We start from the raw sequence: 20469 nt of genomic DNA on the forward strand, positions 1-20469 counted from the left end.
TTGGTCCCCGGCCCTTGAGCCGTCTTAAATTACCTGCGCCGCCTCGGCATCCGGTGCCACGCGGGACAGCGCGCCCAGAACCACGTCGGGTCCGGCATGGTCTTTGACCGCGCCTTCGGACAAAGCACGCCTCCAACCACGAGCGCCCGGGCGTCCTGTGAACAATCCCAGCATATGTCGGGTGATCTGGTGCAACCGCCCCCCGCCGGCAAGATGCCGATCGATATAGGGCAGCATTTTCATCACGACTTCAACCGGATCCGCCTTTTGCCCCGACCCGTAGATCAGCGGGTCGGCATCGGCCAGAATATCGGTCGGCTGATGATAAGCAGCCCGGCCGATCATCACTCCGTCCAGTCCGGCGTCCAGATGCACCTGGGCTTCGGCCAGTGTCGTGATGCCTCCGTTGATCGAGATGTGGAGATCCGGAAAACCGGCTTTCATCCGGTGAACCAGATCGTAGTCCAGCGGCGGTATGTCCCTGTTTTCTTTCGGGCTAAGCCCCTGAAGCCAAGCCTTGCGGGCGTGGATCGTCACGCGCCAACAGCCGGCAGCGCGAATCCGATCCAGAAAGTCGGGCAATACGTCCTCGGGGTTTTGGTCATCCACGCCGATCCGACATTTGACCGTGACATCGACATCAACAACTTCCCGCATGGAGGCCACGCAATCGGCGACCCGGCCCGCCTCTTTCATCAAGACGGCTCCAAACGTTCCTGATTGAACCCGATCCGACGGGCAGCCGCAGTTCAGGTTGATCTCGTCATATCCGGCCTCAGCCCCCAATGCGGCCGCCTGAGCCAGCTCCCGCGGGTCAGAACCACCCAATTGCAGAGCAACGGGATGTTCTTCGGGGCTATGGTCCAGAAGATGCAGCGCGCCACCCCGTACCAGAGCAGGGGCCGTCACCATTTCCGTGTACAAAAGCGTTTCAGCACTGAGCAAACGGTGCAGATACCGACAGTGCCGATCGGTCCAATCCATCATCGGCGCAACCGACAAGCGCGCAGCGCGAGTGGCTTCGCTGCGATCAGCAAGTGCCCGAGATTGAGACCCCGCCATCAGTGCACGTTCCTTCTTGTGGCCCAGACAAAAGTGCGGCGCCCGGCCAGGCCGGGTCCGCGCTAGGCGTCTACCACTGTTTGACGCCGGATTTCCACCGTCGGATTGCTAGGCCCGGACGTCCTTTGGAGATTGTTCCGAGCGCTCGGCAAAACTGCCGCGCGTCCGGTTGGCGAAAGCCACCAGCGACAGCATCACCGGCACCTCGACCAGAACACCCACCACCGTGGCCAGAGCCGCCCCCGAATTCAGGCCGAACAGGCTGATGGCGACGGCCACCGCCAGTTCAAAGAAGTTCGACGTGCCGATCAGTGCGCAGGGCGCTGCGATCCGGTGAGGTACGCGCAGGGCAAAAGCTGCCGCATAAGCCACCGCAAAGATCCCGTAGGACTGGATCAGGATCGGCACGGCGATCAGCGCTATAACCATCGGGCGGTCCAGGATCACCTGCCCCTGCAGGCCGAACAGGATGACGACGGTCGCGATCAGGCCAACAACGCCCCATGGTTTGGTCCGGTCGCGGAACGCCTCGATCCGCTCGGCCGAGCCCAGCCGGTTGCGCGTCCAGACACCTGCCGCCAGGGGCAGCGCCACGAACAGGACAACCGACAGGACCAGCGTCTGCCACGGAACCGAAATGTCGGTCACACCCAGCAGGAAGGCCACGATCGGGGCGAAGGCAAAGACCATGACGATGTCATTCACCGACACCTGCAGCAGGGTATAGTTCTCGTCCCCCTTGGTCAGATGCGACCAGACGAACACCATTGCCGTGCAGGGCGCCGCACCCAGCAGGATCAGCCCCGCGATATATTGCTGGGCATCGGCGGGCGCGATCAGGTCGGCGAAGACGTATTCGAAGAACAGCACGCCCAGCGCCGCCATGGTAAAGGGTTTGATCAGCCAGTTGACCACCAGCGTGATCGCCAGCCCCTTGGGCTGTTTTACCACGTCGCGCAGGCTGCTTGGGTCCACCCCCACCATCATCGGATAGACCATGGCCCAGATCAGCACCGCCACCACCAGGTTGACATTGGCCACCTCGGCCGCCGCGATGGCCTGGACCAAACCCGGCGCGAATGAGCCGATGGCGATCCCGGCGGCCATTGCCAGCGCGATCCACAGGGACAGATACCGTTCAAATACGCTCATGCAGAGATCTCCGAAGTTGTGTGGGGCTGCAAGCGCCCCGCAGCCAAGGCGGAAAGCGCGACCATGGCGGCCGCCGTCCCGAGCATCAAGGGCAACCCGCCCCATTGATAGGTCAGGCCGGACAGCAGCGTACCCAACAGCCGCCCGCCCGCATTGGCCATGTAGTAGAAGCCCACATCCATCGTCACCCGCTCGGCCCGGGTGAAGGCCAGGATCAGATAGGAATGCAGCGAGGAATTCACCGCAAAGACCGCGCCAAAGGCCAGCAGTCCACCCACCAGCGTCAGCGTCAGCCACGGCGCGGGCCCAGAGGACATCAGCGCAGCCACCGTCAGGACGGCCGGCACGCAGGCCAGCCCCCAGGCCCAGCTGCGCGCTGCTGCGACCAGATCGGCCTCATCCCGCGCCCCTGCCCGCAGCAGACGCGGGGCGGCAGCCTGAACAATGCCGTACAGAATGATCCACAAGGCCATGAACCCGCCGACCAGAAAAAAGGCCGAGCGGTTGCCGGCTTCGCTGCCATCCGACAGCACGGCGTAGAAATAGATCGGGATGCCGACGACGAACCAGACGTCGCGCGCCCCGAACAGGAAGACCCGCGCCGCGGACAGCCAGTTCACATTGGCCGATTTCGAAAAGACCTCGGAAAATTTAGCGCCCTTGCGGCCCTTGGGCAGCCCCGGCGGCATCGCCAGCAGCACCGCCACCAGGATCAGGAACAAGACCCCCGCCATGCCCACCACGGCACCCGTGAAGCCGAACCCGGCCAACAAGGCCGCTCCCAGCAGGAAGCCCACCCCTTTGACCGCGTTCTTCGACCCGGTCAGCACCGCGACCCAGCGGAACAACCCGCCACCTTCGGTGGGGGCCAACAGCTTGACCGCCGATTTCGACGACATCTTGGTCAGGTCCTTGGCCACGCCGCTGGCACCCTGCACGACCATCACGAAGGCGACGGACATACCGATGGTCCAGCCCGGATCCAACTGCGCTAGCGCCAGCAAGGCCAGCACCTGTATCGTCAGCCCCGCGTACAGGGTCGCGGTCAGACCGAACCGCGCGGCGATCCACCCGGCGGCCAAGTTGGTGGCCATCCCGGCGATCTCGTACAGCACGAACAGATAGGCCAGCTGAACCGGCGAAAAGCCCAGCGTGTGAAAATGCAGCAGCACCAGCATCCGCAGGGCGCCGTCGGTCAGCATGAAGGCCCAATAGGCTGCCGTGACGGAGATATAGGCCGACAGCCCGTCCGGACGTTGGGAAGCGCTGGTCAAAGCGATGCCCCGACCATCATCGCGACATCCACCAGACGGTGCGCATAGCCCATCTCGTTGTCGTACCAGGCATAGACCTTTACCTGCGTTCCATTCACCACCATGGTCGACGGTGCATCCACGATGCTGGACCGGGTGTCATTGGTATAGTCGGTCGAGACCAGCGGACGCTCCTCATAGCCCAGAATGCCGGCCAGAGGCCCTTCGGCCGCGGCCTTGAACAGGGCGTTCACCTCTTCGGCCGTGGTTTCGCGCTCAACCTCGAACACGCAATCGGTCAGCGAGGCATTCAGCAGCGGCACCCGCACCGCATGCCCGTTCAGCCGCCCCTTCAGTTCGGGATAGATCAGGGTGATCGCCGTGGCACTGCCAGTGGTCGTGGGGATCAGCGAATTCAGCGCCGACCGGGCACGGCGCAGGTCCTTGGCCGGACGGTCCACGATCGTCTGCGTGTTGGTCACGTCATGAATCGTGGTGATCGAGCCGTGCCGGATGCCCAGGCTCTCGTGGATGACCTTGACCACCGGGGCCAGGCAATTCGTGGTGCAGCTGGCCGCGGTCACGATGCGGTGGCGCGCCGGGTCATAAGTGCCTTCGTTCACGCCAAAGACGATATTGGCCGCATCACCATCCTTTACCGGAGCCGAGACCACCACCTTCTTCACACCGGCGTCAAAGTAAGGGGCCAGCTTTGCCTCGGTCTTGAAGACCCCGGTGCAGTCGATTACGACGTCGACGCCCTCAAGCGGCAGATCCGACAGGTTGCGGGTTCCGATGAAGGGCAACCGCACGCCGTCGATGGTGACCGAGTTTTCATCATGACTGAAATCGGCGGCCCAGCGGCCATGCACGGTGTCGAACTCCAGCAGATGCGCGTGCATCGCGGGGTCCCCAACCGCATCATTGATCCAGGCGATCTGCGCCCCTTTCTCAAGCAGGGGTTTCAAGACCAGCTTGCCGATGCGGCCAAGGCCGTTGAGAGCATAAACGGTCATGCGGTTTCTCCGGTATGGATCTGGCCGATGTCATCCACGGCCTTCTGAAGGGACATGCGGTCAAGGGTTTCGAACGGCAGCGACGAAAAGGTCAGGATCCGGTTGCGCAACGCGCCGTAGGCCTGCTGGAAGGCAAGGCTTTTTTGGGCCTCTGTCCCCTCGGCCTTCACCGGATCGGGCATACCCCAATGCGCGCTGACCGGCTGCCCGGGCCAGGCGGGGCAATCTTCGTTCGCAGCCTGATTGCATACGGTGAACACGAAATCGAACTTCGGCGCGCCCGGGGCTTGGAACTCGCCCACATTCTTGGCGCGCAGTTCCGAGATGTCGTGCCCATTCTGCCGCAGCACCTCAAGCGCCGCTGGGTTCAATTGGGATTGCGGACGGGTACCGGCGGAAAACACGTTGAACCGGTCGCCGCCAAGCTGCTTCAACAGGGCCTCGGCGAAAATCGAGCGCGCGGAATTCCCGGTGCATATGAACAACACGTTGTAGGTACGCGGGGCCTTGGCCGCATGCGCGTCAACGCCGTTGAGTGGACTGGGCGCGCAGAGTTCCGGACGCCCACGGCAGCAATCCAGCAGAAGGTAATCGAACGTCTGCCGCGCGGCGTCCATATCCACCGAGTAGCGCAAGGACGTCCCGACCCTTTCCTGCGTCACAAGGCCGGCCTGCATCAGCGCGTTTACGTAGTTGGAGAGCGTATTCGGCTTGAGGTCCAACGCCATGGCAATCTCGGTCGCGGGTATGCGATCGGGATACCGGCGCATCAACAGCCGGAAAACGGCCAACCGAGCCGGATGACCCAAGGTGGACAGGCGGTCGGGAATCACTTTTTCCATTATTCATGGATATTCGAATTAATGGTGAAATCAAGTGCCCGTTTTTTGGCGCGTTGAAACCGCAGGCAAGATTTCGCGATTGGCCACAAAGCTGCCCCTCGCCCAAAACGAAACGACAGGTGAATTGACAATGGAGTAAATGGTGCGGCCGAGAAGACTCGAACTTCCACGGGTGTTACCCCACAGCGACCTCAACGCTGCGCGTCTACCAATTCCGCCACGGCCGCACTGCCTGTGACTTGGTAGGCGGCGTATAGACGCTTGGCAAAAGGATGTGAAGAGGCAAAAGCAACCGCATTGGAATTCCCGGCCTGCAACCATATCTGTGGGGTCATGAAACCCGATGCCACATCGCAGCAGGAGCATCCGATGACCACACCCGATCCCCGCCCCGTCATCCAAGTCGACATCGTATCCGATGTCGTATGCCCGTGGTGCATCGTCGGGTTTCGCCAGCTTGATCTGGCGCTGGAGCAGGAGAACGTGCTGGCGCAGCTCCGGTGGCACCCGTTCGAGTTGAACCCCGCAATGGGGCCAGATGGCCAGAACCTGCGAGAGCACATCATGGAGAAGTACGGCTCGACCGCCGAGCAGAGCCAGCAAGCCCGAGACCGGCTGACCGCGCTGGGTGCGGATTTGGGTTTCACGTTCAATTTCAATGACGACAGCCGCATAGTGAACACCTTCACTGCACATCAACTTCTGGACTGGGCCGAAACGCAAGGCAGGCAACACCCTCTGAAGCTGGCCTTGTTCAAGGCCTATTTCACAGATCAGCGGGATGTTTCGAAAGTTGAGGTATTGCTGGATGCCGCTCAGACCGCCGGCCTCGACCCAGACGCCGCCCGCGCGGCATTGGAATCGGGCGCGCATGCAGGCCCGGTAAGGCAAAAGCAACAATTCTGGACCAGCCGAGGCATCACCGGAGTTCCGGCAATGGTTTTTGGCGGCAAGTACCTGCTGGCGGGTGCGCAGGGCACCGAGACCTACGCTCAGGTCCTGCAGCGATGCCGGGCCGAGGCCGCCTAACCTCTTTCGCTTGGACAGCAGGACGGCTATGAGGCGCGCATGGAATGGAAGATCACCGACGGACTGACCGACTATGACACCGCCGTCGCCTTCATGGAGGCGCGGGTGGCCGAGATTGCGGCCGGAACCGCGGACGAGTGCATCTGGTTCTTGGAGCATCCGCCGCTCTATACGGCCGGAACATCAGCCAAACCCCAAGACCTGACCGACCCGGATCGATTCCCGGTCTATGCCAGCAAGCGCGGGGGCGAATACACCTATCACGGACCTGGCCAGCGGGTCGTCTATGTCATGCTGGATGTCGGAAAGCGCGGCCATGATGTCCGCCGCTTTGTCAAACAGCTGGAAACCTGGGTGATCTCGGCACTGGCCGAGTTCAACGTCCACGGAGAAATCCGCGAAGGCCGTGTCGGTGTGTGGGTGCCGCGCAAGGACAAGCCGCTGACCGTCAGTGGCGAACCGGCCGAGGACAAGATCGCTGCGATCGGCATCCGCTTGCGGAAATGGATCAGCTTCCACGGCATCTCGATAAACGTGGAACCGGACCTGGAGCATTTTTCGGGCATCGTTCCCTGCGGCATCCGGGAGTTCGGCGTGACCTCGTTGGTGGATCTGGGATTGCCGGTGACAATGGCCGATGTCGATGTGGCGCTGCGCAAAACCTTTACTGAGGCTTTTGGCCCCGAGGCGGCCTGACCCCCTCGCATCGACCATGTTCTCGAATCGCAGAATCTGACCCTGCGGAACGACAATCCTCGATGCAGGGTTCTTCTGTTTCTCAATCCGGTCGCAAATTTCCGAAGATTGCCGCGAATTGCCTTAAAATTTAGGGAATCTCCTTCTTCCTTCCACACAACAGCCGCAGTTTGAGGTATCATGAATATACCGTTCAAGAGTGAGTGGTATGTTAACCGGTGATCGCGGCCAGCCCGCGAAAATCGATCAAGTGTTTGGTTACGAGTCTGCCGTTCCGACCCCATATCGGAACGGCAATTCTCGTTTTTGGGGCCTCAGTTTTCGCCTGATTGGTTCGTGGCATGGCCGAACCGCATGGTCTGTGGGCAGGCCCGACCAGCCATTTCCACCTCAAGCGTCAGGTGGCCGATCCCAAAACTGTCGCGCATTGCCTGTTTTACCAGACCGCGCACCTCTTCAGCCTGCGACCAGGCCCAGTCTTCGACCACCAGATGCGCGGTAAGAGCGGGCTGGTTTTCCTGCATGCTCCACAAGTGGACATGGTGAACTTCGCGCACGCCGTCCATTGCCTCAATGGCCGAGGCGACCTCCTCGGGGTCCAGATCGGGCGGCGCGCCAAGCATGAGAACCCGGATCGTTTCTCCGATCTCGCTCTGGACATGCCACAGGATGTAGAGCGAAATCAGAATGGTGACGGCCGGGTCGACCCAGGTCCAGTTGAATAGGATCACAGCCACCCCGGCCACGATCACTGCAACCGATCCCAGCGCGTCAGCAACGTTGTGGATAAAAGCCGCGCGGATATTCATGCTGGTTTTGGCCATGCTATAGGTCAAAAGCGCGGTGATCAGATCCACCACCAACGCCAGCATGGCTATCCAGACCACAAGCCAGCCGTCAATCGGCTCGGGCTGAAAGAACCGGGTCACACCTTCGTACATCAGGTACACGGCGATGACGATCAGTGTGGTATAGTTGACCAGCGCCGCGACCACTTCGACCCGACCGTATCCGAAGCTCATGCGCGGGTCGGCTGGGCGTCGCGCGATCTTGCGGGCAAAGAACGCGATGATCAGTGCAATCGCGTCGGAAAAATTGTGCAGAGCGTCAGCGATGAGCGCCAGCGACCCCGAAAAGATCCCGCCGACCACCTGTGCCAGCGTCAAAAACATATTGACCGCGATGGCCCATGCCACCCGCGCGTCTCCGGCATCGGCGTCGATTTGGGCGTGGTGTTTGTGTCCGGCGTGGGAATGATCATGCGCCATGATGTCGTGTCCTTGTCTGGGTCATGGTCCATACCTAATTCCTCTAGTGACTAGAGGTTCAAGGGGGATTGCAGAAAATGTTCTCGATCGGGGATTTGTCCCGGCGCACAGGCGTCAAAGTCGCCACGATCCGGTTTTACGAAGAAAGGGGCCTGCTGCAACCGCCGGAACGGACCGCCGGCAACCAAAGGCGTTATGACCGCGCCGCGCTCGAGCGGCTGCACTTTGTCAAACACACGCGCGATCTCGGACTGCCATTGGCCGATGTCGAGGCCCTGCTGTCATTGGAAGGCGCCCAGGGCGCCGATCTGAACCGGGCACACGAAATCGCCGAGCGGCAACTGGCGGACCTGCAGGATCGGATTGCAAAGCTGCGCCGGCTCGAGACCGAGCTTGCCCGGATCGCGGCCGCCTGCGACGGGCAGCACGACCACGTCTGCTCAGTCTTGCAGGCGTTTGGGGATCACGATGCCTGTTCAGGGACGCATCAGGCGCCCCCACCCGTCACGCCAGCGCAGCCCTGATGCGCTCGGCGTGTTTGGCGATCTCGTCGAAATCGCCCATCTTTCCGGGCGGGCGCAGAGAGACGCCCTCGTGCCGGGGCAGGACATGGAAATGCAGGTGAAACACCTCCTGCCCTCCGGCCGCCTCGTTGAACTGCTGGATGGTCACCCCTTCGGCGTCAAAGGCGCGCATGACCGCACGCGCCAGTTTCTGAACCGTGGTCATGACTGCGGCCAGTTGCTCGGGTGTGGCATCCAGCACGTTGCGGCAAGGCGTTTTCGGGATCACCAGAAGGTGCCCGTCCGCACGCGGCATGATATCCATGAAAGCCAGCGTGTCCGCATCCTCGTAGACGCGGGTCGAGGGGATCTCGCCCCGCAGGATCTTGGCAAAGATGTTTTCGGGATCATAAGCGGTCATGGTGGGTCTCCGACAAAGGGGCTGCGTGTTGTTCTGCGGCCAAGCCAGCAGCGGGTCAAGGCGTGATTCCGCCCTTGGACAGCCCCTGTCCTTGCAATTCGCCCGATCATCCCCAGATACCGGTCATCCAAGGCCGATATCGCGTGGGTGACCTCCTGCCCCGCGACAATTAATCTTGATCCAGATCAAACTCGGCCATTGAAGGCCGCCCCCTTGCATTCTAAAACCAGCAGGAATCCCGCGCGCCGGAGAGGTCCGGCTGCGCGGTCTATTTGCAACAGGAGGCACCTAAATGGCAGACGCAGCCATTCATGGTCACGATCATGAAGACCAGCGCGGATTCTTTACCCGGTGGTTCATGTCGACCAACCACAAGGATATCGGGATCCTTTACCTGATCTTCTCGGCCTTTGCCGGGTTCATCTCGGTCGCGATGACCATCTACATGCGGCTTGAACTGATGCATCCGGGCGTTCAGTACATGTGCCTGGAAGGCTTCATGGCCGACCCCTGCACGCCCAACGGACACCTTTGGAACGTGATGATCACCTATCACGGTGTCCTGATGATGTTCTTTGTGGTCATTCCCGCCCTGTTCGGCGGTTTTGGCAACTATTTCATGCCGTTGCAGATCGGTGCACCGGACATGGCGTTCCCGCGGATGAACAACCTGTCCTTCTGGCTGTATGTCGCCGGCACCTCGCTGGGCATCGCGTCGCTGCTGGCCCCCGGCGGCAACGACCAGGCCGGCTCGGGCGTGGGCTGGGTTCTTTACCCGCCGCTGTCGACGACCGAAGGCGGCATGTCCATGGACCTGGCGATCTTTGCCGTGCACGTATCGGGCGCCTCCTCGATCCTCGGCGCGATCAACATGATCACTACCTTCCTGAACATGCGTGCCCCGGGCATGACCCTGTTCAAGGTTCCGCTGTTCAGCTGGTCGATCTTCGTCACCTCGTGGCTGATTCTGCTGTCGCTGCCGGTTCTGGCGGGCGCGATCACCATGCTGCTGATGGACCGCAACTTCGGCTTCACCTTCTTTGATCCGGCCGGTGGCGGTGACCCGATCCTGTACCAGCACATCCTGTGGTTCTTCGGTCACCCCGAAGTGTACATCGTGATCCTGCCAGGCTTTGGCATCATCAGCCACGTAATCGCCACCTTCTCGCGCAAGCCGATCTTTGGCTATCTGCCGATGGTCTGGGCGATCATCGCAATCGGCGCACTGGGCTTCGTCGTGTGGGCACACCACATGTACACCGTGGGCATGTCGCTGCGCCAGCAGGCGTACTTCATGCTGGCCACGATGGTCATCGCGGTTCCGACGGGGGTCAAGGTGTTCTCGTGGATCGCCACCATGTGGGGCGGCTCGATCGAGTTCAAGACGCCGATGCTGTTCGCCTTCGGCTTCCTGTTCCTGTTCACCGTCGGCGGTGTGACCGGTGTGGTTCTGTCGCAGGCCGGTATCGACCGTGCCTACCACGACACCTACTATGTCGTCGCGCACTTCCACTACGTGATGAGCCTGGGTGCAGTCTTCGCCATCTTTGCCGGGGTGTACTTCTACTTCTCGAAGATGACGGGCCGTCAGTACTCGGAGTTCTGGGGCAAGGTGCACTTCTGGATGTTCTTCATCGGTGCAAACCTAACCTTCTTCCCGCAGCACTTTCTGGGCCGTCAGGGCATGCCGCGCCGGTATATCGACTATCCCGAAGCCTTCGCTCAGTGGAACTTCGTCTCGTCGATCGGTGCGTTCGTCTCGTTCGCTTCGTTCCTGCTGTTCTTCGGGATCGTGTTCTACGCCCTGTTCCGGGGCGCCAAGGAAACACGCCCGAACCCGTGGAACGAATACGCGGATACGCTGGAATGGACCCTGCCCTCGCCGCCGCCCGAGCACACGTTCGAGCAGCTGCCCAAACAGGAAGACTGGGACAAAGGCCACGCGCACTGATCCCTTCCCGAAAACAGGAAACCCCGCCTTCACGGCGGGGTTTTTCTTTTTCTGTTCGCGCTCTATCGGCCATCGCATTCCGCGGGCGGTCGCAATATCGTTGAAAATCGGGTATCCTTGGGGCGCCGCATGTCCGGCCAATCTCCGAGGTCACCATGCCCGATATTGATTTCTGGTACTCCATCGGCAGCACTTACAGTTTCCTGACCATCATGCGTCTGGACGATTGGTGCGCAGAACACCAGGCGCAGGTTAACTGGCGCCCTTTCGACGTGCGCGCGGTCATGTCTGAACAGAAGAACATTCCGTTTGCGGGCAAACCCGTCAAGTCGGCCTATATGTGGCGCGACATCGAACGCCGGGCAGCCAAGTACCATATCCACGCCAAGCTGCCGGCCCCCTATCCGATTTCGAACCTCGAATTGGCCAACCAGGTCGCGCTGCTGGGTTTCCGGGAAGGATGGGGCAAGAGCTTTACCCAAAACCTTTACAGGATCTGGTTTGAGGACGGTATCGAAGCCGGCAGTGAAAACGCCATGTCCGAGGCTCTGTTCCGTTGCCAGCTGGACCCGCTGCCCGTCCTGGCCCGCGCGCGCAGCCCTGAAATCGAAACCGCGTTGAAAGCTGAAACCGAAACGGCGGTGGGCCTGGGCGTATTCGGCGCGCCCAGCTTTGTCACGCGGGGCGAAGTGTTCTGGGGCGACGACCGGCTTGAGGATGCGCTGTCCTGGGCGAGGGTCGGACACGTCGTTTGAAATTGGCAATCGACACCGGATCAGCAGGCGCTATTTTTGCAATATGCCCTACCATTGGAACGACAGCTCGAACTCGGAACAGGAATTGCGCCTTTGGCCGCACAATTCCCTGCCGCCGCGCGGCGCGATGGCCGTCGTGCTATCGGTTTTCCTGTTTGGACTGATTCCCCTGCTTGCAGTTCTGGGATCGGTTCTGCTGTGGGGGCTATTGCCGTTCCTTTTGTTGACGGTGGCGGGCCTATGGCTTGCGATCCAGGCGAACTATCGGTCCCGTAACGTGTTTGAGGTACTGACCCTTACCGGAACCCAAGCACGCCTGATCCATCACAGCGCCCGGACCGGCCAGCAGGAATGGACTTGCAATCGATACTGGGCCCGTCCGGAAATGCACAAGGCCGGCGGACCCGTCCCGAACTATGTGACCCTGTCGGGTGAAGGACGGGTGGTCGAGATTGGCGCGTTCCTCTCAGAGGAGGAACGCATTGCCTTGTATGATGATCTGGTAATACGGCTGCGCGAACCGGCGCTTGAATAAAGCGCGTCAGCAGTCGCCGTTCGACGCTGCGCACAGGTGGTCTTTGACCAGCGGCCCCACCTTTCCAAAGTCCATCTGGCCTGTGTAGTTGGCCTTGAGCTCGCCCATGACCTTGCCCATGTCCCGGATCGACCCGGCACCGGTCGCCGTGATCGCCGTCTGGATGGCCTTTGCGACCTCATCATCATCCAACTGCTTGGGCAGGAATTCCTCGATGATCTTCACCTCGCGCAGTTCGCGCTCGGCCAGGTCCAAACGACCGCCTTCCTCATAGGCCCGAGCGCTTTCCTTGCGCTGCTTGCTCATTTTCCCAAGAATCTCAAGAACATCCGCGTCATCGCAGCCCTTGGCCTCTTCGTTTCCGGCCGCGCGCAGCGCGATGTCCCGATCCTTGATCGCGGCATTGACCAGCCGCAGCGTCGACAAACGCTCGGCATCCTTGTCCTTCATTGCTTGCTTCAGGGCAGTGGTCACCCGAGTTCGCATATCCATCTGTTCTGTCCATCCCCATGGCAACGGAACCCCGAACATATCTAAACAAAATCCGAGGCACAACAGCAGACAGATAAGGCTAAATCATTGAAAAACAACAATAGCCCAAAATTTGAACAGGGTTGACCCGAGGCACCAACCCCCTTACTTATGCGCCGATTTACCCGATAGGAGAGTCGCGCCATGGCCCATCAAGCCACGTCCAAGCCCACCGCATGTCTGGCTCTGGCCGACGGAACGCTCTTCTTCGGAACCGGGTTCGGCGCCACGGGGCAAACCGAGGCCGAGCTGTGTTTCAACACCGCGATGACCGGGTATCAGGAAATCATGACCGACCCGTCCTATGCCGGGCAGATCGTGACTTTCACCTTCCCACATATCGGAAATGTCGGCGTCAATCCCGACGATGACGAAACCGCCGATCCGGTTGCCGCGGGCATGGTCGTGAAATGGGATCCGACCGAGCCGTCGAACTGGCGCTCGGCCGAGCGGCTGACCGACTGGCTGGCACGCCGTGGCCGGATCGCCATCGGTGGGGTCGATACCCGCCGGCTGACCCGTGCGATCCGCCAGCAAGGCGCTCCGCATGTCGCGTTGGCCCATGATCCGCAGGGCAACTTCGATATCGAAGCCCTGGTTGCAGCGGCGCGTGGATTCGCCGGGCTGGAGGGCATGGATCTGGCCAAGGATGTGACCTGCGCTCAAAGCTACCGCTGGGACGAGATGCGCTGGGCCTGGCCGGACGGCTACCAGCGTCAGGAAGCGCCCGTGCACAAGGTCGTCGCGCTGGACTACGGCGCAAAACGGAACATCCTGCGCTGCCTGGCCTCGGCCGGTTGCGACGTGACGGTCCTGCCCGCAACCGCAACCACGGCTGAGGTGCTGGCGCACGACCCTGATGGCGTATTCTTGTCAAACGGCCCGGGAGACCCGGCGGCCACCGGCACTTATGCTGTGCCGATGATCAAGGAAATACTCGAAACCACAGATCTGCCGATTTTCGGGATCTGCCTTGGTCACCAGATGCTGGCACTGGCGTTGGGCGGCAAGACCATCAAGATGAACCACGGACACCACGGCGCCAACCACCCGGTCAAGGACCTGGAAACCGGCAAGGTCGAGATCACCTCGATGAACCATGGCTTTGCGGTCGACGCCCAATCGTTGCCTGCCGGGGTGGTTGAAACCCACCGGTCGCTGTTCGATGGTTCGAACTGCGGCATCCGCATGTCCGATCGCCCGGTGTATTCGGTTCAGTATCACCCCGAAGCCTCGCCCGGCCCGCAAGACAGCTTTTACCTGTTTGAACGGTTTGCCGCGGCCATGGCAGACCGAAAAGTGCGCGCTTAATCCCGCAGGTTTGCGGACCGCGTCAACGTTAACCCGGAATTAACCTTGATTGAGCAACTCTAACCCGACACTTCGGGCAGGGTTCTATGATGGTTGAATTGAATTTTCTGGGTCACGGGCCTGCGACCCCGGTTTCCGGCATTGGCCCCCGCAAACCTTTGGGCACTTGCCTGATCGACTTGGGGGTGATTACCCCCGCTCAACTGGATCACGCCCTGAAACTGCAGGAGCGGCAGAACGCTCTTCTAGGCGAAATTCTAGTTGGCGAGCATATAGCCTCGCGCAGCGATGTGTTGTTAGCGCTGGGCCAACAACATGGGCTGCAGATCGCCGATCTGGAAAACACGCCGCCACCCGCTGACCTTTGCGCGCTGCGCCCGATGCAGTTCTGGCTGACGCACAACGCCATTCCGTGGCTGCGAGTCGGGCCCGTGCTTTTGGTCGCGACGGCCTACCCAGACCGCTTTGATGAAATAAGGTCCGGGTTGGCGGATTGCGCCCAGACAGTCCTTCCGGTGCTGGCCGCACCCGATGACATCGACCAAGCTATTGCCCGACATTACGCAAAACCTTTGGCTGAGGCGGCGGAAACGCGGGCGCCGCTATCGCAAAGCTGCCGCTCATGGACTGCGAGTTCGCGTCTCCTGCCGACCCTCTTGGCGCTGGCTGCGCTTGTGGGCCTGGGTCTGCAACCGAATGCCGGGCTATCCCTGCTGTTCTGGGCAGCAGTTTCAACGCTGATCCTTTTCCTGATTCTTCGGCTGGCCGGGTTGATATCGTATCTCTTCCCCCAAAAGGCCAAAAACCCAGACGGTCTGCTTGCGCAACAGCGCCTGCCGTGCGTGTCCATCCTGGTGCCGTTGCACAAGGAACGGGAAATCGCTGGTGCGCTGATCCAAAGGCTGAAACGCCTGACCTATCCAAAGGCGCTGTTGGACGTGATCCTGGTCTTGGAAGAACATGATGACGTCACCCGGTCAGCGCTTGCGCAGACCACCCTGCCCAGCTGGATCCGAACGCTGGAGGTGCCCGATCTTGGCAACCTGACCACCAAACCACGGGCGATGAACTATGCGCTGGATTTCTGCCGAGGAGAGATTTTGGGCGTCTGGGACGCCGAGGATGCGCCTCTGCCAGACCAAATCGAGACCGTGGTAGAGCAATTCGCCCGCGCGCCCGATGATGTCGTCTGCCTGCAGGGTGTTCTGGACTACTACAACCCGCGCACCAACTGGCGCTCGCGTTGCTTCACCATCGAGTACAGCGGTTGGTTCCGCGTAATCCTGCCCGGAATCGCACGGTTGGGTCTTGTGGTGCCACTGGGCGGAACGACGTTCTTCTTCCGCAGGGACAAGCTGTTGGAATTGGGGGGCTGGGACGCTCACAATGTGACCGAGGACGCGGATTTGGGGGTTCGGCTCAGTCGCGCGGGCTATCGCACCGAAATCGTGAATACCGCCACGTATGAAGAGGCCAATTTCCGCGCCTGGCCTTGGGTGAAGCAACGCTCGCGCTGGCTCAAAGGGTTCATGGTCACGTACCTTGTCCACATGCGCTCGCCCCTGGCATTGATGCGCGATCTGGGGATGTGGCGCTTTCTGGGTGTCCAAGCCTTTTTCCTGGGGACGGTCGGACAATTCCTGCTCGCCCCGGTGCTTTGGGTCTTCTGGCTGACCTTTTTGGGGCTGACGAACCCTTTCGAAGCTGTATTGGCACCGCAAATCTTGAACGCCTGTGTCTACCTGTTCCTGACCGCCGAGGCCGCGAACATCCTAGTTGGAGGCTTGGGCGTGGTGGCCGGCGGTCGCCGTTTCCTGCTGCCGTGGGTCCCGACCATGGCACTCTACTACCCCTTGGGCGTGGCAGCAGCATACAAGGCGCTGTGGGAACTGGCGGTCAGACCATTCTTCTGGGACAAGACCCAGCACGGACAGGCCAGCGAAGAAGTGCAGCCAGACGACCAAGCTATTTCTCGCGCCGGATTGCATCCTGCTTCAGCCGGGTCATGAACGCGACCGAGATATGTTCCTTCAGAGCTCGGTCGGCGGCTTCTTCGTCATGAGCCGCGATTGCCTCGACGATCCCCTTATGCTCACTCTGAGCGATCTCACCGCGGCCCTGCGCGGCCAATGAAGTCGTTGCCATCAGAGCCATGGTGCGATGGACAAGGTCCAATTGCTGAACAAGGTAGCGGTTGTGCGACGCAAGGTGGATCTGCTCGTGGAACCGCCGGTTGGCCCGGGAAAGAGCCACTGGATCATCCACAAGCGCGTCATCGGCTTCGACCATATCCTGCAGGACTTTGATTTCCTCATCCGTGGCGTGGCGCGCGGCCAGTCGGGCCGCCAGCCCTTCCAACTCACGCCGCACGACATACAGCTCGGCCATCTGGTTGTGGTCCAGCGAGGCCACGATGAGCGACCGCCCGTCACGTTCCAGCAGCGACTGCGTCTCGAGCCGCTGCAGCGCCTCGCGGATCGGGGTGCGCGACACGCCGAACCGCTCGGCCAGTTCGCTTTCCACCAGCCGGTCGCCGGGTTTGTACACACCCACGTCGATCGCTTCGAGGATCAGGCTGTAGGCATCGGTCTGGGGCTGTCGGGACTGGTTCATTGGGTCGGGTCTCTCCTCGTTCGGACCTGTCTATCCGGGCCATGGGCCTGCAATCAAGTGCGCCATTGAAAACCCGATGGCCGCGGCCTAAACCCAAGCCTATGGTCAAGCCCGCATTTTCACATGTCACACAATGGGTGTTCGATCTGGACAACACCCTGTATCCGCCTCACATGCGCCTGTTCGATCAGATCGAGGTGCTGATGACGGAATACGTGGTCGAAGCCCTGCGCGTCGACCGGGCCGAGGCTGACCGGCTGCGCCAGCACTATTGGCGCGAACACGGCACCACGCTGGCCGGGCTAATGGCCGAACATGATCTGGACCCCGAGCCCTATCTGCACGCGGTTCATCAGGTCGACCTGAGCCACATGGAACCCGACCCTGCGCTGGCCGCGCATATCCGGGCCCTGCCCGGGCGGCGCATCGTCTACACCAACGGCAGCGCGCCCTATGCCGAGCGGGTTCTGGCCTCGCGCGGGTTGGATGGGCTGTTCGACGCGATCTATGGGGTCGAACATGCGGGATATCGGCCCAAACCGGACAAGGCCGCGTTTGAAACGGTCTTTGCCCGCGACGGCATCCGCCCCGACCGCGCCGCCATGTTCGAGGACGAGCCGCGCAACCTGAAGGCCCCGCATGACATGGGCATGCGTACCGTGCATGTCGCGCCCGATCCGCATGACGCGGATCACATCCACCACCACACCGATGATCTGACCGCCTTTCTCGCGCGCCTGATCTGAATCACCCGAAACTGCGACGAAATGCGCCTGCGCGCAGCCCGAAACTGCGACGATCCGCGCATTCTGCAGCTGCAAAGTCGTTCCTACATCAGGCTCAGCGACGAACAGAACTGGAGATTCCGATGACCGCGATCGAGATGCCCGGCCGCCTGCCTTTTTGGCAGCGCCTGCTTTTTGCAATTCCCCTGTTTGGCTGGCTGGCCCGCGATGCGGCCAATGGCAAGCCCGAGGATCTCGGCTATACCGTTGCGGCGCTGGTCAGCATGTGGGGCTGTTCGGCCCTGTTGTTCGGCCTGCCGGGCCTGTATCTGCCGGCCGTGGCGATGGTGCCGGTGATGTTCCTGATTCTGGTCCTGATTTCACGCGGCTAGACCACGGGACAGGATGTCACTTGGCGCAGGCCCTAGAACCGCACTAGGGTCCGCTGGCAACGGAGAGTGACGCGATGACCGACAGTTGTGACATCCTGATTTCCGGCGGCGGCATCGCCGGGTTGACCGCGGCGGCCGTATTCGGCGCCGCAGGGTTCGACGTGATCTGCGTGGACCCGACCCCGCCCGTCACCGACCGCGACGCCGACGGGTCCGACCTGCGCACCACTGCGTTTCTGCAACCGGCGCACGGCCTACTGCAGCACTGCGGGTTGTGGGACCGGCTGGAACCCCATGCCGCGCCGCTGCAGATCATGCGCATCGTGGACGCTGGCGGCGATACCCCCGAGCCGCGCGTGGTGCGCGATTTCAACGCCGCCGATATCTCGGATCAACCCTTTGGCTGGAACCTGCCCAATTGGCTGCTGCGGCGCGAGATGGTCGCCCGGCTGCACGAACTGCCGAATGTCGATTTCCGCCCCGGCACCGGCACCGTCAGCCTGTTCACCCGCACCGCCGAGGCGCGTGTGGGCCTGTCGGACGGCACGCGCATCCGCACCAAGCTGGTGATCGCCGCCGACGGCCGCAACTCGCCCATGCGCGAGGCTGCGGGGATCAAGGTCCACACCACACGATACGGGCAAAAGGCACTGGCCTTTGCGGTGACGCATCCGATCGCCCATGAAAACGTCTCGACCGAGATCCACCGGTCCGGCGGGCCGTTCACTCTGGTCCCCCTGCCCGACTGGCAGGGCCAGCCCTCGTCGGCGATCGTGTGGATGGAGCGCGGCCCGCGCGCGGTCGAATTGCTGAACCTGCCCGAGGCCGAGTTCGAGGCCGCGATGACCGAGCGGTCCTGCGGCCTGTTCGGACCGCTGAATCTGGCCTCGCGCCGGACAATCTGGCCGATCATCAGCCAATCGGCCGAGCGCCTGTCGGCCCAGCGCGTGGCCCTGATGGCCGAGGCCGCCCATGTGGTGCCCCCGATCGGCGCGCAGGGGCTGAACATGTCACTGGGGGATCTGCGCAGCCTTCTGGACCTGGCCCAGACCCGGCCCGACGGTCTGGGAGATGCCCAGATGCTCGAGGCCTATCACAAGGCCCGCCATGCCGAGATCGAACTGCGCGTCAAGGGGATCGACCTGCTGAACCGCGCCTCGATGGTCGAGGCACGGCCGTTGCGCGATGCGCGCGCTGCCGGGCTGAACGCGCTTTATTCGATGCCGGTGGTGCGCAAGACGTTGATGCAGATGGGCCTCGGCGTGCGCTGAGGCCCGTACCGGCCTACAGCACCTGATCCAGAACCCGCTTCAGCCGGGCCACCGTTCCGTCGACATCATACAGCTTGTCCAACCCGAACAGGCCCAGGCGAAAGGTGCTGAACCCTTCGGGCTCGTCACATTGCAGCGGCACGCCGGCGGCAATCTGCATGCCTAGCGCGGCGAATTTCTTGCCGTTCTGCACCTCGGGGTCGTCGATATAGCTGACCACAACCCCCGGCGCGCCAAAGCCTTCGGCCGCGACCGAAACGACCCCCTTGTCGCGCAGCATCGCCCGCACCGCATTTCCCAGCCGCCATTGCGCATCGCGCAACTTTTCGAACCCATAGTCCCGGGTCTCCTGCATCGTATCGCGGAACGCCCGCAGCGCATCGGTGGGCATGGTGGCGTGATAGGCATGGCCGCCGCCCTCATAGGCCTGCATGATCTGGCGCCATTTCTTCAAGTCCAGCGCGAAACTGTCCGAGGTGGTCTCGGCCAGCCGCGCTTCGGCGCGGTCGGACAGCATGACCAGGCCGGCGCAGGGCGAGGCGCTCCAACCCTTTTGCGGGGCCGAGATCAGAACGTCCACGCCGGTGGCCTTCATGTCGATCCAGGCACAGCCCGAGGCGATGCAGTCGAGCACCATCAACGCGCCGACCTCGTGCGCGGCAGCGGCCATCGCGGTGACATAGTCATCCGGCAGAATGACCCCGGCCGAGGTTTCCACATGCGGCGCAAACACCACGCTGGGTCGCTGGCTGCGAATGGTTTCGACCACCTCGTCGATCGGCGCCGGCGCAAAGGGCGACGGGCTGGAATTCCCCGTTTGACGAGCCTTCAAAACGGTGGCCGAGGCCGTCAGCCCCCCGGTTTCGATGATCTGGCTCCAACGATACGAAAACCAGCCGTTGCGTACCACCAGCACGTTGGCGCCGCGGGCGAACTGTCGGGCCACGGCCTCCATCGCATAAGTTCCGCCGCCCGGCACCACGGCCACGCCGTCCGCACCATAGACCTCACGCAGCATCCCTGAGATGTCGCGCATCACCCGCTGGAACGCTTGCGACATGTGATTGAGCGAGCGGTCGGTGAACACGACCGAGAATTCTTCGAGCCCGTCCGGATCGACTGTAGTCAACAATGCAGGCATGT

21 protein-coding genes and 1 tRNA gene are annotated in these 20469 nt (G+C 61.8%); 11 read left to right on the forward strand and 11 right to left on the reverse strand.

Annotated elements, in window-relative coordinates:
• Nucleotides 1-24: 24 nt before the first annotated feature.
• The 6 genes from dusA to GOW72_RS07725 all read right to left on the reverse strand — a co-directional run bounded on the left by dusA (nucleotide 25) and on the right by GOW72_RS07725 (nucleotide 5552).
• Entirely contained in the window at nucleotides 25-1062 is a 1038-nt protein-coding gene (gene dusA, locus GOW72_RS07700) for a tRNA dihydrouridine(20/20a) synthase DusA (RefSeq protein WP_170366402.1), read from the reverse strand.
• A 108-nt stretch (nucleotides 1063-1170) separates the two neighbouring features.
• Nucleotides 1171-2214, reverse strand: a complete 1044-nt coding sequence (gene arsB, locus GOW72_RS07705) for an ACR3 family arsenite efflux transporter (RefSeq protein ID WP_170366404.1) — start codon at nucleotides 2212-2214, stop codon at nucleotides 1171-1173.
• Complete coding sequence (arsJ, locus tag GOW72_RS07710; protein ID WP_170366406.1) at nucleotides 2211-3488, reverse strand: organoarsenical effux MFS transporter ArsJ; 1278 nt, start codon at nucleotides 3486-3488, stop codon at nucleotides 2211-2213. Before arsJ ends, arsB begins: the two co-directional genes overlap by 4 nt.
• The gene (locus GOW72_RS07715) at nucleotides 3485-4483 is read right to left on the reverse strand and encodes an ArsJ-associated glyceraldehyde-3-phosphate dehydrogenase (RefSeq protein WP_170366408.1); all 999 of its coding nucleotides are present in this window, start codon (nucleotides 4481-4483) and stop codon (nucleotides 3485-3487) included. Before GOW72_RS07715 ends, arsJ begins: the two co-directional genes overlap by 4 nt.
• Nucleotides 4480-5325 (reverse strand): arsenate reductase/protein-tyrosine-phosphatase family protein, encoded by an 846-nt coding sequence (locus GOW72_RS07720; protein WP_170366410.1) that lies wholly within the window; start codon nucleotides 5323-5325, stop codon nucleotides 4480-4482. Before GOW72_RS07720 ends, GOW72_RS07715 begins: the two co-directional genes overlap by 4 nt.
• A gap of 140 nt (nucleotides 5326-5465) precedes the next feature.
• A tRNA-Leu gene (locus tag GOW72_RS07725) sits at nucleotides 5466-5552 on the reverse strand.
• A 142-nt stretch (nucleotides 5553-5694) separates the two neighbouring features.
• Here GOW72_RS07725 and GOW72_RS07730 point away from each other — a divergent pair.
• Together GOW72_RS07730 and lipB are read left to right on the forward strand one after the other, a co-directional pair.
• Nucleotides 5695-6354: a DsbA family oxidoreductase gene (locus GOW72_RS07730; RefSeq protein WP_170366769.1), complete on the forward strand. Its 660-nt coding sequence runs from the start codon at nucleotides 5695-5697 to the stop codon at nucleotides 6352-6354.
• Between the two features lie 39 nt (nucleotides 6355-6393).
• A complete protein-coding gene (gene lipB / locus GOW72_RS07735) occupies nucleotides 6394-7050 on the forward strand; it encodes a lipoyl(octanoyl) transferase LipB (protein WP_093962478.1) in 657 nt (218 codons plus the stop codon).
• A gap of 314 nt (nucleotides 7051-7364) precedes the next feature.
• Here lipB and GOW72_RS07740 read toward each other — a convergent pair whose 3' ends face one another.
• Nucleotides 7365-8318: a cation diffusion facilitator family transporter gene (locus GOW72_RS07740; RefSeq protein WP_170366413.1), complete on the reverse strand. Its 954-nt coding sequence runs from the start codon at nucleotides 8316-8318 to the stop codon at nucleotides 7365-7367.
• 77 nt (nucleotides 8319-8395) lie between these two features.
• Between GOW72_RS07740 and GOW72_RS07745 the strand changes: the two genes are divergently transcribed.
• Nucleotides 8396-8842, forward strand: coding sequence for a MerR family transcriptional regulator (locus GOW72_RS07745; protein WP_170366415.1), 447 nt, complete (start codon nucleotides 8396-8398; stop codon nucleotides 8840-8842).
• On the opposite strand, the gene GOW72_RS07750 is transcribed toward GOW72_RS07745, so the two are convergent.
• The gene (locus GOW72_RS07750) at nucleotides 8823-9242 is read right to left on the reverse strand and encodes an HIT family protein (RefSeq protein ID WP_170366417.1); all 420 of its coding nucleotides are present in this window, start codon (nucleotides 9240-9242) and stop codon (nucleotides 8823-8825) included. The two genes, GOW72_RS07745 and GOW72_RS07750, sit on opposite strands and share 20 nt — an antisense overlap.
• A 292-nt stretch (nucleotides 9243-9534) precedes the next feature.
• On the opposite strand from GOW72_RS07750, the gene ctaD reads away from it, so the two are divergent.
• From ctaD to GOW72_RS07765, 3 genes are all read left to right on the forward strand, one after another.
• Nucleotides 9535-11193 carry a cytochrome c oxidase subunit I gene (ctaD, locus tag GOW72_RS07755; protein WP_170337942.1) on the forward strand — a complete coding sequence of 553 codons (1659 nt, stop codon included), beginning with the start codon at nucleotides 9535-9537 and terminating at the stop codon, nucleotides 11191-11193.
• 155 nt (nucleotides 11194-11348) lie between these two features.
• Complete coding sequence (locus GOW72_RS07760; RefSeq protein WP_170366419.1) at nucleotides 11349-11948, forward strand: 2-hydroxychromene-2-carboxylate isomerase; 600 nt, start codon at nucleotides 11349-11351, stop codon at nucleotides 11946-11948.
• Nucleotides 11949-11991: 43 nt separating this feature from the next.
• Nucleotides 11992-12483 (forward strand): DUF2244 domain-containing protein, encoded by a 492-nt coding sequence (locus tag GOW72_RS07765; RefSeq protein WP_170366421.1) that lies wholly within the window; start codon nucleotides 11992-11994, stop codon nucleotides 12481-12483.
• A 6-nt stretch (nucleotides 12484-12489) separates the two neighbouring features.
• Here GOW72_RS07765 and GOW72_RS07770 read toward each other — a convergent pair whose 3' ends face one another.
• Nucleotides 12490-12975, reverse strand: a complete 486-nt coding sequence (locus GOW72_RS07770) for a GatB/YqeY domain-containing protein (RefSeq protein ID WP_170338416.1) — start codon at nucleotides 12973-12975, stop codon at nucleotides 12490-12492.
• A 183-nt stretch (nucleotides 12976-13158) separates the two neighbouring features.
• Between GOW72_RS07770 and carA the strand changes: the two genes are divergently transcribed.
• On the forward strand, nucleotides 13159-14325 hold the full coding sequence (gene carA, locus GOW72_RS07775; RefSeq protein ID WP_170366423.1) for a glutamine-hydrolyzing carbamoyl-phosphate synthase small subunit: 1167 nt from the start codon (nucleotides 13159-13161) through the stop codon (nucleotides 14323-14325).
• Nucleotides 14326-14414: 89 nt separating this feature from the next.
• A complete protein-coding gene (locus GOW72_RS07780; protein ID WP_170366426.1) occupies nucleotides 14415-16334 on the forward strand; it encodes a glycosyltransferase family 2 protein in 1920 nt (639 codons plus the stop codon).
• Here GOW72_RS07780 and GOW72_RS07785 read toward each other — a convergent pair.
• Nucleotides 16291-16938, reverse strand: coding sequence for a GntR family transcriptional regulator (locus tag GOW72_RS07785; RefSeq protein WP_093962488.1), 648 nt, complete (start codon nucleotides 16936-16938; stop codon nucleotides 16291-16293). The two genes, GOW72_RS07780 and GOW72_RS07785, sit on opposite strands and share 44 nt — an antisense overlap.
• 101 nt (nucleotides 16939-17039) lie before the next feature.
• Here GOW72_RS07785 and GOW72_RS07790 point away from each other — a divergent pair, with 101 nt between their 5' ends.
• From GOW72_RS07790 to GOW72_RS07800, 3 genes are all read left to right on the forward strand, one after another.
• Nucleotides 17040-17684, forward strand: coding sequence for a pyrimidine 5'-nucleotidase (locus GOW72_RS07790; protein ID WP_005982272.1), 645 nt, complete (start codon nucleotides 17040-17042; stop codon nucleotides 17682-17684).
• 122 nt (nucleotides 17685-17806) lie between these two features.
• Entirely contained in the window at nucleotides 17807-18055 is a 249-nt protein-coding gene (locus GOW72_RS07795; protein ID WP_170366428.1) for a hypothetical protein, read from the forward strand.
• A gap of 74 nt (nucleotides 18056-18129) precedes the next feature.
• Entirely contained in the window at nucleotides 18130-19326 is a 1197-nt protein-coding gene (locus GOW72_RS07800; RefSeq protein ID WP_170366430.1) for a UbiH/UbiF family hydroxylase, read from the forward strand.
• Nucleotides 19327-19339: 13 nt separating this feature from the next.
• Here the strand turns inward: GOW72_RS07800 and GOW72_RS07805 are convergent, their stop codons facing one another.
• Nucleotides 19340-20467 (reverse strand): aminotransferase class V-fold PLP-dependent enzyme, encoded by a 1128-nt coding sequence (locus GOW72_RS07805; protein ID WP_170366432.1) that lies wholly within the window; start codon nucleotides 20465-20467, stop codon nucleotides 19340-19342.
• Nucleotides 20468-20469 lie beyond the last annotated feature (2 nt).

This window comes from Ruegeria arenilitoris (genome assembly GCF_013032855.1).
Classification (GTDB): Bacteria; Pseudomonadota; Alphaproteobacteria; order Rhodobacterales; family Rhodobacteraceae; genus Ruegeria; species Ruegeria arenilitoris.

What these genes read in the sequence shown, in the direction of transcription:
- GOW72_RS07745 (WP_170366415.1), top strand. Translation starts at nt 8,396, where the DNA reads ATGTTCTCGATCGGGGATTTGTCCCGGCGCACAGGCGTCAAAGTCGCC.
- GOW72_RS07805 (WP_170366432.1), bottom strand. Translation starts at nt 20,467, where the DNA reads ATGCCTGCATTGTTGACTACAGTCGATCCGGACGGGCTCGAAGAATTC.
- GOW72_RS07750 (WP_170366417.1), bottom strand. Translation starts at nt 9,242, where the DNA reads ATGACCGCTTATGATCCCGAAAACATCTTTGCCAAGATCCTGCGGGGC.
- lipB (WP_093962478.1), top strand. Translation starts at nt 6,394, where the DNA reads ATGGAATGGAAGATCACCGACGGACTGACCGACTATGACACCGCCGTC.
- arsB (WP_170366404.1), bottom strand. Translation starts at nt 2,214, where the DNA reads ATGAGCGTATTTGAACGGTATCTGTCCCTGTGGATCGCGCTGGCAATG.
- GOW72_RS07765 (WP_170366421.1), top strand. Translation starts at nt 11,992, where the DNA reads ATGCCCTACCATTGGAACGACAGCTCGAACTCGGAACAGGAATTGCGC.
- dusA (WP_170366402.1), bottom strand. Translation starts at nt 1,062, where the DNA reads ATGGCGGGGTCTCAATCTCGGGCACTTGCTGATCGCAGCGAAGCCACT.
- GOW72_RS07760 (WP_170366419.1), top strand. Translation starts at nt 11,349, where the DNA reads ATGCCCGATATTGATTTCTGGTACTCCATCGGCAGCACTTACAGTTTC.
- GOW72_RS07720 (WP_170366410.1), bottom strand. Translation starts at nt 5,325, where the DNA reads ATGGAAAAAGTGATTCCCGACCGCCTGTCCACCTTGGGTCATCCGGCT.
- GOW72_RS07740 (WP_170366413.1), bottom strand. Translation starts at nt 8,318, where the DNA reads ATGGCGCATGATCATTCCCACGCCGGACACAAACACCACGCCCAAATC.
- GOW72_RS07770 (WP_170338416.1), bottom strand. Translation starts at nt 12,975, where the DNA reads ATGGATATGCGAACTCGGGTGACCACTGCCCTGAAGCAAGCAATGAAG.
- carA (WP_170366423.1), top strand. Translation starts at nt 13,159, where the DNA reads ATGGCCCATCAAGCCACGTCCAAGCCCACCGCATGTCTGGCTCTGGCC.
- ctaD (WP_170337942.1), top strand. Translation starts at nt 9,535, where the DNA reads ATGGCAGACGCAGCCATTCATGGTCACGATCATGAAGACCAGCGCGGA.
- GOW72_RS07785 (WP_093962488.1), bottom strand. Translation starts at nt 16,938, where the DNA reads ATGAACCAGTCCCGACAGCCCCAGACCGATGCCTACAGCCTGATCCTC.
- GOW72_RS07715 (WP_170366408.1), bottom strand. Translation starts at nt 4,483, where the DNA reads ATGACCGTTTATGCTCTCAACGGCCTTGGCCGCATCGGCAAGCTGGTC.
- GOW72_RS07780 (WP_170366426.1), top strand. Translation starts at nt 14,415, where the DNA reads ATGGTTGAATTGAATTTTCTGGGTCACGGGCCTGCGACCCCGGTTTCC.
- GOW72_RS07730 (WP_170366769.1), top strand. Translation starts at nt 5,695, where the DNA reads ATGACCACACCCGATCCCCGCCCCGTCATCCAAGTCGACATCGTATCC.
- GOW72_RS07795 (WP_170366428.1), top strand. Translation starts at nt 17,807, where the DNA reads ATGACCGCGATCGAGATGCCCGGCCGCCTGCCTTTTTGGCAGCGCCTG.
- GOW72_RS07800 (WP_170366430.1), top strand. Translation starts at nt 18,130, where the DNA reads ATGACCGACAGTTGTGACATCCTGATTTCCGGCGGCGGCATCGCCGGG.
- GOW72_RS07790 (WP_005982272.1), top strand. Translation starts at nt 17,040, where the DNA reads ATGGTCAAGCCCGCATTTTCACATGTCACACAATGGGTGTTCGATCTG.